Raw genomic sequence first — 11,790 nt, 5'->3', positions numbered from 1 at the left:
CTGATTCCCGGGCCTCGGCCCCGCCCCTCGGCGCCACGGTTCGGCTTCGCGGCTGGGCTCCGTGCCTCGGGCCCTGCGGCTGATTCCCGGGCCTCCGCTCCGCCCCTCGGCGCCGCGCTGCTCAGCCCCGTACGCCGAATCCGTACAGCGTCTCCGAGCGGAACGTGTCACCTGGCCGCAGCTCCGTGCTCGGGAACTCGGGCCGGTTCGGTGAGTCGGGGAAGTGCTGGGTCTCCAGCGCGACGCCGTGCACGGGCCCGAACGGCTCGCCCAGGTGGTCGGCGGTGTAGAGCTGCAGGCCGGGCTCGGTCGTCGCCACGGTCAGGACGCGCCCCGACGCGGGGTCGTACAACTCGGCGACCGCCACCGGATCCGCCGTCCGTCCCTTGTCGAGGACGAAGTTGTGGTCGTACTCGGCACCCACCTTCCGTTCCGTACGGAAGTCGAAGTGGGAGTCCGTCACCAGCTCGACGCCGGTCGGGATCCGGTCCGCGTCCACCGGGTTGTACCGCGAGGCGTCGATGCGCAGGGCGTGCCCGGCCGCGCTGCCGGAGGCCGGGCCGGACAGGTTCCAGTAGGTGTGGTTCGTCAGGTTGACCACCGTCGGCGCGTCCGTGACCGCCTCGTACGCGATCCGCAGCGCCCCGTCCGCGTCCAGCGTGTACGTCGCCGAGACCTCCAGACGCCCCGGGAACCCCTCCTCACCGTCCGGGCTCACCCGGGACAGCCGCACCCCGTGCTCGACGGGCTCCGCGTCCCACACCCGCTTGTCGAAACCGTGGACGCCACCATGCAGGGAGTTGGGCGCGTTGTTCCGCGCCAGTGCGTACGTCCGCCCGTCCAGCGCAAAGGCGCCGCCCGCGATGCGGTTCGCGTACCGGCCCACCAGCGCACCGAAGTACGGCTCCGGGTGCGCCAGATACCCGGCCACGTCCGGGAACCCCAGCACCACGTCCACAAGCCGCCCGTCCCGGTCCGGGACCTCGGCCGACTGCACGATCCCCCCGTACGTCAGCACCCGCACCCGGACCCCGGCCCGCTCCAGCGTCCAGCGGTGGACGGGGGTGCCGTCGGGAAGTGTGCCGAAGAGTTCGTTCGTGTGGGCCATGCGGAAAACCCTAGGTCACCGCCTTCTTGCCCGTGACCCCGCGGTACGCGATCTCGGCCAGCCGAGCCTGACCGTTCCGGCTCGGATGGAACCAGTCCCAGGGGCTCAGCTGCCGCGTCCCGAAGTCGTAGTCGAAGACCGCGCCCCCGTCGAACCGGCACAGCCGGTCCGTGGCGCACACCTCCTCCAGCACCGAGTTGTACGCCTCCACCCGGTCCCGCACCTCGTCCCGCCGCGCGGTCGCCGCCGCGTCGACCGCGTCCGGGTCGGCCAGCATCGACTGGCAGAGCCCCAGCTTCCACACCGCCTTGCCCGTCTCGTTGGTCCGCCCCTGCGACCAGAGCCGCTTCAGATCCGGCACGCTCGCCACGTACACCTGGCTCCTGGGCGCTGCCGTACGCAGGGTCCGCAGCGCCTCCTCGAACGACGCCCGGAAGCCGGCCACCGACGTCATCTCCGCCACCGACGCCCGGCACGCGTCGTTGGCCCCCGTCATCACGGTCACCAGTGCGGGCTTCCGGACGGCGGCCTTCGTCATCTGGGCGGGCAGATCGTCCATCAGGGAGCCGGTGACGGCGTAGTTCCAGCTTCGCCGAGCAGCCCCGGACACCCCCAGCAGCCGCACGGCCAGACTGTTCACGTCCGTGGCGGTGCCGGTCGCCCAGGACGCCTCCGGGCAGTCGGACAGCACCGAGCAGGCGTCGAAGCCGCGCGTGATGGAGTCGCCCACAGCGACCAGGGAGGCCGGGCTGCTGTCCCAGGCGGGCGGCGCGGTCGCCGACGGCTTCGCCTTCGCCCGCGTGCCGTCCGGAGCCGGGGAGCCGCCACCGGCGGCGTCGCAGCCGGCGACGCCCAGCAGGGCCGCCGACGCGACGGCGGCGACGGCCCGCGAACGGTGACTTCGATTCCGCATCCCCTGGGTCCCCCTCGATCAGCCTGCAATGGCTCTCGCCCATAACAACGCACGAAAGTTCCCGAACCGAAAACAACTAATGCCCCACACATCGCAACGTCGCACACCCGTACAAGCGTCCCCCTGGGTGAATGGCGGGCGTTTCATGGCATCGGGACCGACGGTACGTCACACTCCTCGCGCCGCCGCACGGTAGCCTCGCCATCAACGTGGCTGCCCTGCCGCCGCCGCTCAGCCAGTTCGCAAGATGTCCCGCTCTGTCCGGAGGTCCCAGTGACGACACGTGGAGTTCTGTACGTGCACTCCGCGCCGCGCGCGCTGTGCCCGCACGTCGAGTGGGCCGTCGCCGGAGTCCTCGGCACGCGCGTCAGCCTCGACTGGATCCGCCAGCCCGCCGCACCGGGCACCTGGCGCTCCGAGTTCTCCTGGAAAGGCCAGGTCGGCACCGCTTCCAAGCTCGCGTCGGCCCTGCGCGGCTGGCAGTTGCTGCGCTTCGAGGTCACGGCGGAACCCTGCGCCACCGCGGAGGGCGAGCGCTACAGCTGCACCCCCGAGCTCGGCATCTACCACGCCGTCACCGGCATCCACGGCGACATCCTCATCCCCGAGGACCGCCTCCGCGCCGCCCTGACCCGTTCCCAGCGGGGCGAGACGGACCTGGAAGCCGAACTGGCCAAGCTTTTGGGCAAGCCCTGGGACGACGAACTGGAGTCATTCAGATACGCGGGCGATGGCGCCCCGGTGCGATGGCTCCACCAGGTGGTCTGACGGTACGTACGGAGAAGGCCCACCCGGTGCCACCGGGTGGGCCTTCTCCGTACGTACCGGTTGCGGTGTTCAAGCGACGAACACCGCAACCATCAATCGAGGAACCCCCACGGCGAGCAACCGCCTCCGCGAGAGCGGCGCCGGTTCAGGCGCAGGGGAAGGTCCTGAACGCCAGCACCACGTTGTGCCCACCGAACCCGAACGAGTCGTTGAGCGCGGCGATACGCCCGTCGACCGGCAGCTTACGAGCCTCACCGCGCACGATGTCCGCGTCGGCCTCGGCGTCGAGGTTCTCGACGTTGATGGTCGGCGGAGCGACCCGGTGATACAGCGCGAGCACAGTCGCGACCGTCTCGACACCGCCCGCGCCACCGAGCAGGTGCCCGGTCATCGACTTGGTCGCGGAGACGGCCATGTGGTCCACGTCGTCGCCGAACACATTGCGCAGCGCCTTCAGTTCGGCCACGTCACCCGCGGGCGTCGAGGTCGCGTGCGCGTTGACGTGCACGATCTCCGCGGCGTCCAGATCGTTGTTCGCCAGCAGATTCCGCAGAGCCGCCGAAATACCGCGCCCCTCCGGCTCAGGCTGCACGATGTCGTGACCGTCGGCCGAAATACCCTGGCCGACCGCCTCCGCGTAGACACGCGCACCGCGCGCCGCGGCGTGCTCGGCGGACTCCAGGACGATCACGCCGGAGCCCTCGCCCATCACGAAGCCGTCGCGGCCCGTGTCGTACGGACGGGACGCGCCCTGCGGGTTCTCGTTGTTCTTGGACATCGCCATCATGTTGCCGAACGCGGCGATGGGCAGCGGATGGATGGCCGCCTCCGTGCCACCGGCGATGACGACGTCGGCGCGGCCGGTACGGATCATCTCGATGGCGTACCCGATGGCCTCGGCGCCCGACGCGCAGGCGGAGACCGGGGTGTGCACACCGGCGCGGGCGCCGACGAGCAGGCCCACGTTGGCGGAGGGGCTGTTGGGCATCAGCATCGGCACGGTGTGCGGGGAGACGCGGCGTACGCCCTTCTCCTTCATCACGTCGTACTGGTCGAGCAGAGTCGTCACTCCGCCGATGCCCGAGGCGATGACGGCACCGAGCCGGTCGGGGTCGACGGCAGGGCCCTCGCCCTCGCCCGCCCGGTCGGTGAAGCCCGCGTCGGCCCACGCCTCCTTGGCGGCGATCAGCGCGAACTGCGCCGACCGGTCCAGACGGCGGGCCTGGGGCCGTGGAATGACCTCGGACGGTTCCACGGCGATCTGCGCGGCGATACGGACGGCCTGCTCGGCCGCCCACTCCTGCTCCAGGGCACGGACACCGGACCTGCCGGCGACCAGACCCTCCCAGGTAGAGGCCGCGTCGCCACCCAGCGGTGTGGTTGCGCCGATACCGGTGACGACCACGGTGCGATTGGTCGGGCTCACGGGAATTCCTTCTCCAACGGATACGGGAGGACAACCCCCGCGTAGGCGGGGAGAACGGCGCCACCGCCGGGTGGCGGGGCTGGGGGACCGGCCGAGGGACCAGTCCCTGCGATCAGTCCTGGTTCTTGAGGATGTACGCGGTCGCGTCGCCGACCGTCTTGAGGTTCTTGACGTCCTCGTCGGGGATCTTGACGTCGAAGCGCTCTTCGGCGGCGACGACGACCTCGACCATGGACAGCGAGTCGACGTCCAGGTCGTCGGTGAAGGACTTGTCCAGCTGGACGTCCTCAACCGGGATGCCGGCGATCTCGTTCACGATGTCGGCGAGACCGGCGACGATCTCTTCCTGAGTGGCGGCCATGGCAGGCGCTCCTTCTTGTCTTCTGTTCAGAGAGGGTTGGCGGTGTTCCCCCGTCCCGGTTCCGAGGATCCGGTGCGGGGTGCCTAGGGGAGGGTAACGACCGTCGCGGCGTACACGAGACCCGCCCCGAAGCCGATGACGAGCGCGGTGTCGCCGCTCTTCGCCTCGCCGGTCGCCAGGAGCCGCTCCATAGCGAGCGGGATCGAGGCGGCCGACGTGTTGCCGGTGGTGCGCACGTCGCGCGCGACCGTGACGTGCTCCGGCAGTTTCAGTGTCTTCACCATCGAGTCGATGATCCGCTCGTTGGCCTGGTGGGGAATGAAGACGTCCAGGTCGTCCGGGGTGATCCCGGCCGCGTCCAGCGCCTGCTGTGCGACCTTCGCCATCTCGAACACGGCCCAGCGGAACACCGCCTGGCCCTCCTGCGTGATCGCAGGAAACTTGCCGGAACTGTCGTACTCGTTCCACGGAACGGTCTGCTTGATGGTGTCCGACTTGTCGCCCTCGGAGCCCCACACGGTCGGACCGATGTGCGGTTCCTGGGACGGACCGACGACGACCGCGCCCGCGCCGTCACCGAACAGGAAGGCGGTCGCCCGGTCCTCCAGGTCGGTCAGGTCGGACAGCCGCTCGACGCCGATGACAAGTACGTACTCCGCCGAACCTTCGACGATCATGCCCTTGGCCAGCGTCAGGCCGTAGCCGAAGCCCGCGCAGCCCGCCGAGATGTCGAACGCGGCGGCCTTGGCGGTGCCGAGCCTGTCGGCGATCTCGGTGGCCACGGCCGGGGTCTGCTTGAAGTGCGAGACGGTCGAGACGATCACACCGCTGATCTGCGCGGCGGTGATCCCCGCGTCGGCGATCGCCTTGCCGGACGCCTCCAGGGACATCGCGGCGACGGTCTCCTCGGCGGAGGCCCAGTGCCGGGTCTCGATGCCGGAGCGGGAGCGGATCCATTCGTCGGACGAGTCGATCGTCTCCAGGATCACGTCGTTGGGCACGACCCGGACCGGCCGGTAACCGCCCACGCCCAGGATGCGCGCGTACGGGGCACCCTTACTGGGCTTGATCTTCGACATTGCTCGGGGCTCCTTTCAGGCGCCCGCCGCGTCGGCGGCAGAGGTCGAGGTCAGCGACTCGGCGATGAGCTCACGAGCGGCGTCGAGGTCGGCGGGGGTCTTCAGGGCCAGGGTCTTCACGCCGGGCAGCGCGCGCTTGGCGAGACCGGTGAGGGTGCCACCCGGGCACACCTCGACGAACGCGGTCACGCCCAGGGTCTTGAACGTTTCCATGCACAGGTCCCAGCGCACCGGGTTGGCGACCTGCCCGACCAGCCGGGCAAGCACCTCGGAGCCGTCCGAGACCGTCTGCCCGTCCTTGTTCGAGACGTACGTGATCTTCGGGTCGCCGGGCGTCAGCGACGCGGCGGCAGCGGCGAGGGCGTCGACGGCAGGAGCCATGTGGTGCGTGTGGAAAGCACCGGCCACCTGCAGCTTGACGACCTTGCGCACCCCTTCGGGCTTGTCCTCCACGAGGGCTTCGATCTGCTCGGCCGTACCGGCGGCGACGATCTGCCCGGCGCCGTTCACGTTCGCCGGAGTCAGTCCCAGCTTCTCCAGATGCGCGACGGTCACCTCGGGGTCACCCCCGAGGAGGGCCGCCATGCCGGTCTTCGTGACGGCGGCGGCCTCGGCCATGGCCAGACCGCGCCTGCGTACGAGGGTCAGGGCGGCCGTGTCGTCGAGCACGCCCGCGAAGGCGGCGGCGGTGATCTCGCCGACACTGTGGCCGGCGACCGCACCCGGAGTGAAGTCACCGTCGATGGCACCCAGTGCCGAGGCCGACAGTATCCCTGCCGCGACCAGCAGCGGCTGGGCCACCGCGGTGTCACGGATCGCGTCGGCGTCGGCCTCGGTGCCGTAGTGGACGAGGTCGAGCCCGATGGCGTCGGACCACGCGGCGACGCGCTCGGCGGCACCGGGCAGTTCGAGCCAGGGAGTCAGGAAGCCGGGCGTCTGGGCGCCTTGGCCGGGAGCGACGAGTACGAGCACTCTCACACTCTCTCTTGGGTACGGGCACGGCCGCCCGTGGGGACAGGGACGAAGAACAGCAGGGGGTTTTGTAGGCCCCCGACAAAACCCTAGGGCTGGAGATCCCCGTCGGCCAGGCGCCCCAGGATCAGCGCGATCCGCAGTGTGAATGCGGATCGTACATCTGAAGGAGACCATCCGGTGACGTCAGTCACACGTCGAAGCCGGTAGCGCACGGTGTTGGGGTGAACGAAGAGCATTCGTGCCGCGCCCTCCAGACTGCTCGCCTGTTCGAGATAGACGGCGAGGGTCTCGAGAAGCGCGGACCCGGCCTCCTCCAGCGGTCTGTAGATCTCCTCCACCAACTGCTCGCGCGCCCCGGGGTCACCGGCGATCGCGCGTTCCGGAAGGAGATCGTCCGACAGCACCGGGCGCGGTGCGTCCTGCCAGGCGGAACACGCTTTGAGTCCCGCGGCGGCGGCCTGCGCGGACCGGGTGGCGGCCAGCAGGTCGGGCACGATCGGCCCCGCCACCACGGGCCCGGCGGCAAAAGGCCCGATCAGCGACTTGGCGACGGCGAGCGGGTTGTCGTTCCCGCCCGCGATGACGACGAGCCGGTCGCCCAGCACCCCGGTCAGCACCTGCAGCTTGGCGTGCCGGGCGGCCCGCCGGATCGCCTCGACGGTCAGCTCACTGTCACCGTCCGGCGCGGTCCCCAGTACCACGCACACATGGTCGGGCGAGTTCCAGCCGAGCGCGGCGGCACGCGAAACGGCCCCTTCGTCGGCCTCGCCACTGAGCACGGCGTTGACGACGAGCGACTCCAGCCGGGCGTCCCAGGCACCCCGTGCCTCGGCGGCCTGGGCGTACACCTGCGCGGTGGCGAAGGCGATCTCGCGGGCGTACACGAGCAGCGCCTCACGCAGCATGGACTCGTCACCGGGAGCGGCCACCTCGTCGATGGCGCTCTCCATGACCTCGATGGTCGTACGGACCATCTCGACGGTCTGGCGCAGGGTGATCGCCCTGGTCAGCTCGCGGGGAGCGGTACCGAAGACGTCCGTGGAGATGGCCTGCGGAGCGTCGGGATGCCGGAACCACTCGGTGAAGGCCGCGATACCGGCCTGGGCGACCAGTCCGATCCAGGAACGGTTCTCCGGGGGCATGGCCCGGTACCACGACAACGTCTCGTCCATGCGCGTGATCGCCTGCGCTGCGAGACTCCCGGACGACTTCTCCAGCCGCCTCAGGGTCGCGGGGTGCGGGTGGGCAGGGCGTGCGGTGGGCTCGGGGAAGTGGGATTCGGGTTCGGGCACGGAACAAGACTGCCTTATCGGGACGGGAGCGTGCGGCGGCGGGTCTACGGTGTGTGGGTGATGGACGTACGGCGCGCGCATGAGCGCTATCCAGGGGGCGACCCGGCAGCCGGTATCGAATCCTGGCACGCCTTCTCGTTCGGCCCCCACTACGACCCGGACAACCTGCGCTTCGGCGCGGTGATCGCCTGCAACGAGGAACGCCTCGCGCCCGGCGCCGGCTTCGACGAACACCCGCACAGCCACACGGAGATCGTGACGTGGGTGACGGAGGGGGCGCTCACCCACCGCGACTCGACGGGCCACGAGACGGTGGTGGTCGCGGGGGACGTGCAGCGCCTGAGCGCGGCGGCGGGGGTACGCCACGTGGAGCGCAACGAGGGGGAGACCCCGCTGACCTTCATCCAGACCTGGCTGGCCCCGCTGAACCCCGGCGGCACCCCGTCCTACGAGACGGTCCACGGCATCGCGGACTCCACGCCGTACGCGCTCCCGGAGGCGGGCGCGATGCTGCACGTACGCCGACTGGTGGCGGGGGAGCGCACGGCGGTGCCGGACGCGGCGTACGTGTACGTCCATGTCGTACGGGGTGAAGTGCGCCTGGGCACCGAGGAACTGGGCCCGGGGGACGCGGCGCGGATCACGGCGACGGACGGGGTGGAGGCGGTCGGGGTGACGACGGCGGAGCTGTTGCTGTGGGAGATGACGGCCTGACGGCGCGTTTCAGCCCGTCCGGCGACTGAGGGCGAGGCCTGTTCAGAAGCTTGGGGGGTCTGTGGGCGCAGCCCTCAGGTACGGGAGGGGTAGGGGCGGCGGGGGCGAGGAACCCCCGGACCTCAGCCCCGCACCTCCGCCACCACCGCATCCGTGAACTCCGGCCACACCTCCACCGCCCACGCCCCGAACGCCCGATCGGTCAGCGCGACACACGCCACCCCCACCACCGGATCGACCCACAGAAACGTACCCGACTGCCCGAAATGACCGAACGTACGCGCCGACGACGAACTGCCCGTCCAGTGCGGCGACTTCGCGCCCCGGATCTCGAACCCGAGCCCCCAGTCGTTGGGGTTCCGGTGCCCGTACCCCGGAAGGACACCCTTCGTCCCCGGGTACTGCACGGTCATCGCCTCCGCGACCGTGCGCGGATCGAGCAACCGCGGCGCCTGCAGCTCGGCGGCGAACCGCACGAGATCGTCGACGGTCGAGACGCCGTCCTTGGCCGGGGAGCCGTCCAGGGAGGTGGCCGCCATCCCCAGCGGTTCGAGCACCGCCTGGCGCGCGTACTCCGCGAACGGCATCTCCGTCGCCTTGCCCACGTGGTCCCCGAGCGCCTCGAACCCGGCGTTGGAGTACAGCCGCCGCTCCCCGGGCGCCGCCGCCACCCGGTGCTCGTCGAAGGCCAGCCCTGAGGTGTGCGCGAGGAGATGGCGGACCGTCGATCCGGGCGGCCCGGCCGGCTCGTCCAGCTCGATCGCCCCCTCCTCGTACGCCACCAGCACGGCGTACGCGGCGAGCGGCTTGGTGACCGAGGCCAGCGAAAAGCGGTGCCCGAGCGGCCCGTGGGTCCCGAGGACGGTGCCGTCGGCCCGTACGACGGCCGTGGCGGCGTTCGGAACCGGCCAGCTCTCGATCAAGGTGAGGCTCTGCAGAGACATGCTCACGAGCCTAAGCGGCTCAGAGCCGCAGCCGCATCGAGGGGTCCGGCTTCCGTACGAAGCCAAGTGACGCGTAGAGCGGCTCGGCCTCGGGGGAGGCGTTCAGGTCGACCTGTGGGACACCCCGCTCGCGGAACCAGTCGAGGAGGGCCTCCATGCACGCCCGTGCGTACCCTCGGCGGCGCGCGTCCGGATCGGTGGCGACGCTGAAGACGTACCCGACCCGCCCGTGCGGATTGCCCGCACGCCCGATCCGGTACTCGACGGTTCCCACGACCAGTGCGGCCAGCGAGCCGGGCCGCTCGGGCCGATCCGGATGGTCGACGACGAACGCGGCGAAGCCGCCGGCCGGATCGGCGAGCCTCGCGGTCACGGTGGCCAGTGAAGCGGACTGCCAGCCGGCGTCGGTGTTCGCCCCGGGTACCGAGTCGATCATCACCTGGCGCAGCCGCAGCAGCTCTCCGGCGTCCTCGGGCGTGGCACGGCGTACGAGAGTCATGATCCGTACGGTAATGAGCCCGGACCGGCCAAGTCTCCGCAATATCGCGGTATCCGCTTGCTTGGAGTGCGCTCCAAGGTTTTAGCGTGGGGGCCATGACGGTGCTGGAGACCCCAAACCCCACCACGAATGCCCCCACAGCCCCCGCAGTCCCCGCCACGGCCGACAGTTGTGCGGGTCCGCGGCAGCCGGACCGGCGCCCGGACGGGCAGGACCGCTACACGATCAGCGAGGTCGTCGTCTTCACCGGGCTGACCGCGCACACCCTGCGCTGGTACGAGCGCATCGGGCTGATGCCGCACATCGACCGCTCGCACACCGGCCAGCGCCGCTACAGCAACCGAGACCTCGACTGGCTCGACCTCGTCGGCAAACTCCGGCTCACCGGTATGCCGGTGGCGGACATGGTGCGGTACGCCGAACTCGTACGCGAGGGCGACCACACGTACGGCGAGCGGTTCGAGCTGCTCGAATCGACGCGCCGGGCGGTCCTGGACCGGATCGCCGAACTCCAGGACACGCTCGCGGTACTCGACCGGAAGATCAGTTTCTACGCGGAAGCGGACCAGGACGCGGGCCTTGTCCGCGACGTCCGTCAGATGGAGAGGGTTCGATGACGAACGACGACACCGTCGGCAGGCTCACGACGGCCCCGCTGGGCACCGGCGGCCCCGAGGTCGGCGTACAGGGCCTCGGCTGCATGGGCATGAGCTTCGCGTACGGCCCCACGGACGCCGGCGAGGCCCGCGCCACGCTGGAACGCGCACTCGAACTCGGCGTGACCCTCTACGACACGGCGGACGCCTACGGCGACGGCGAGAACGAACGTTTCCTGTCCCCGTTCTTCAAGGCCCACCGTGACGAGGTCGTCGTCGCGACGAAGTTCGGCCTGGCGATCCCGCCGGAGGAGCCGACCCGGCGGATCATCCGCAACGACGCCTTCTATGTACGCCAGGCCGTCGAGGCGAGCCTGGGGCGCCTCGACCTCGACGTGATCGACCTCTACTACATGCACCGGCGCGATGTGAACGTCCCCATCGAGGAGACGGTCGGCGTGATGGCAGACCTCGTCCGCGAGGGCAAGGTCAGGCGGCTGGGCCTGAGCGAGGTCACGGGCCCGGAGCTGCGCGCGGCCCAGGCCGTGCACCCGATCGCCGCCGTCCAGTCGGAGTGGTCCCTGTTCAGCCGGGACATCGAGGCGGCGGTGGTCCCGGCGGCCCGCGAGCTGGGCGTCGCCCTGGTCCCGTACTCCCCGCTGGGCCGAGGCTTCCTGACCGGCTCCTTCGCCAACGCCGACCAGGACCTGGCCGCAGGCGACTTCCGCCGCCGGCAGCCCCGCTTCACGGGCGCCAACGCCACAGCGAACGCGGCCCTGTTGGCCCCCATCCGGACAGTCGCGGAAACCCACGGCGCCACCCTCGGCCAGATCGCCCTGGCCTGGGTACAACAACAGGCTGTCGTGCACGACCTCCTGGCCATCCCCATCCCGGGCACACGCAGGCGGTCGAGGGTGGAGGAGAACACCGCAGCGACGCGGATCGTACTGGGGGAGCGGGACATGGCTCTGCTCGACCCGATCGCGGCAAAGGTCGCAGGCACCCGCTACGCGGACATGCGCTTCGCATCAGCGGGCAGGGAGTAGCCACCGGGTTCTTCCCTGGGGGCGCGGGGCTGTGACATGTGCGGTTCCGCCGCGGGGGCGTGACATGCC

Annotated in this window: 13 protein-coding genes; 4 read left to right on the top strand and 9 right to left on the bottom strand. The window is 70.6% G+C overall.

The window, feature by feature from the left end:
• Positions 1 to 121: 121 nt before the first annotated feature.
• On the bottom strand, positions 122 to 1,108 hold the full coding sequence (locus RB628_RS12795) for an aldose epimerase family protein (protein ID WP_318320489.1): 987 nt from the start codon (positions 1,106 to 1,108) through the stop codon (positions 122 to 124).
• A 10-nt stretch (positions 1,109 to 1,118) separates the two neighbouring features.
• Entirely contained in the window at positions 1,119 to 2,021 is a 903-nt protein-coding gene (locus tag RB628_RS12790; RefSeq protein WP_318320488.1) for an SGNH/GDSL hydrolase family protein, read from the bottom strand.
• Between the two features lie 273 nt (positions 2,022 to 2,294).
• On the opposite strand from RB628_RS12790, the gene RB628_RS12785 reads away from it, so the two are divergent.
• Positions 2,295 to 2,789 (top strand): DUF3145 domain-containing protein, encoded by a 495-nt coding sequence (locus RB628_RS12785; protein WP_318320486.1) that lies wholly within the window; start codon positions 2,295 to 2,297, stop codon positions 2,787 to 2,789.
• 145 nt (positions 2,790 to 2,934) lie between these two features.
• Here RB628_RS12785 and RB628_RS12780 read toward each other — a convergent pair whose 3' ends face one another.
• The 5 genes from RB628_RS12780 to RB628_RS12760 form a co-directional block, all read right to left on the bottom strand.
• On the bottom strand, positions 2,935 to 4,215 hold the full coding sequence (locus RB628_RS12780) for a beta-ketoacyl-[acyl-carrier-protein] synthase family protein (protein ID WP_318320485.1): 1,281 nt from the start codon (positions 4,213 to 4,215) through the stop codon (positions 2,935 to 2,937).
• A 112-nt stretch (positions 4,216 to 4,327) separates the two neighbouring features.
• A complete protein-coding gene (locus RB628_RS12775) occupies positions 4,328 to 4,576 on the bottom strand; it encodes an acyl carrier protein (protein ID WP_105971431.1) in 249 nt (82 codons plus the stop codon).
• 83 nt (positions 4,577 to 4,659) lie between these two features.
• A complete protein-coding gene (locus RB628_RS12770) occupies positions 4,660 to 5,655 on the bottom strand; it encodes a ketoacyl-ACP synthase III (RefSeq protein ID WP_318320484.1) in 996 nt (331 codons plus the stop codon).
• A gap of 15 nt (positions 5,656 to 5,670) precedes the next feature.
• Entirely contained in the window at positions 5,671 to 6,627 is a 957-nt protein-coding gene (locus RB628_RS12765) for an ACP S-malonyltransferase (protein WP_318320483.1), read from the bottom strand.
• Between the two features lie 89 nt (positions 6,628 to 6,716).
• On the bottom strand, positions 6,717 to 7,922 hold the full coding sequence (locus tag RB628_RS12760; protein WP_318320482.1) for a helix-turn-helix domain-containing protein: 1,206 nt from the start codon (positions 7,920 to 7,922) through the stop codon (positions 6,717 to 6,719).
• Positions 7,923 to 7,982: 60 nt separating this feature from the next.
• On the opposite strand from RB628_RS12760, the gene RB628_RS12755 reads away from it, so the two are divergent.
• Positions 7,983 to 8,636 (top strand): pirin family protein, encoded by a 654-nt coding sequence (locus RB628_RS12755; RefSeq protein WP_318320521.1) that lies wholly within the window; start codon positions 7,983 to 7,985, stop codon positions 8,634 to 8,636.
• 122 nt (positions 8,637 to 8,758) lie between these two features.
• Here RB628_RS12755 and RB628_RS12750 read toward each other — a convergent pair whose 3' ends face one another.
• Together RB628_RS12750 and RB628_RS12745 are read right to left on the bottom strand one after the other, a co-directional pair.
• Positions 8,759 to 9,580 carry a serine hydrolase domain-containing protein gene (locus RB628_RS12750; RefSeq protein WP_318320481.1) on the bottom strand — a complete coding sequence of 274 codons (822 nt, stop codon included), beginning with the start codon at positions 9,578 to 9,580 and terminating at the stop codon, positions 8,759 to 8,761.
• 19 nt (positions 9,581 to 9,599) lie between these two features.
• Positions 9,600 to 10,079 (bottom strand): GNAT family N-acetyltransferase, encoded by a 480-nt coding sequence (locus RB628_RS12745; protein WP_318320480.1) that lies wholly within the window; start codon positions 10,077 to 10,079, stop codon positions 9,600 to 9,602.
• Between the two features lie 95 nt (positions 10,080 to 10,174).
• On the opposite strand from RB628_RS12745, the gene RB628_RS12740 reads away from it, so the two are divergent.
• Positions 10,175 to 10,696, top strand: a complete 522-nt coding sequence (locus RB628_RS12740; RefSeq protein ID WP_318320479.1) for a MerR family transcriptional regulator — start codon at positions 10,175 to 10,177, stop codon at positions 10,694 to 10,696.
• Complete coding sequence (locus RB628_RS12735) at positions 10,693 to 11,721, top strand: aldo/keto reductase (RefSeq protein ID WP_318320478.1); 1,029 nt, start codon at positions 10,693 to 10,695, stop codon at positions 11,719 to 11,721. Before RB628_RS12740 ends, RB628_RS12735 begins: the two co-directional genes overlap by 4 nt.
• Positions 11,722 to 11,790: the final 69 nt, after the last annotated feature.

The organism is Streptomyces sp. ADMS (assembly GCF_033441795.1).
Taxonomy (GTDB): Bacteria; Actinomycetota; Actinomycetes; order Streptomycetales; family Streptomycetaceae; genus Streptomyces.
The sequence above is the reverse complement of the archived record's forward strand: the minus strand, read 5'-3'. Positions and strand labels throughout refer to the sequence as shown.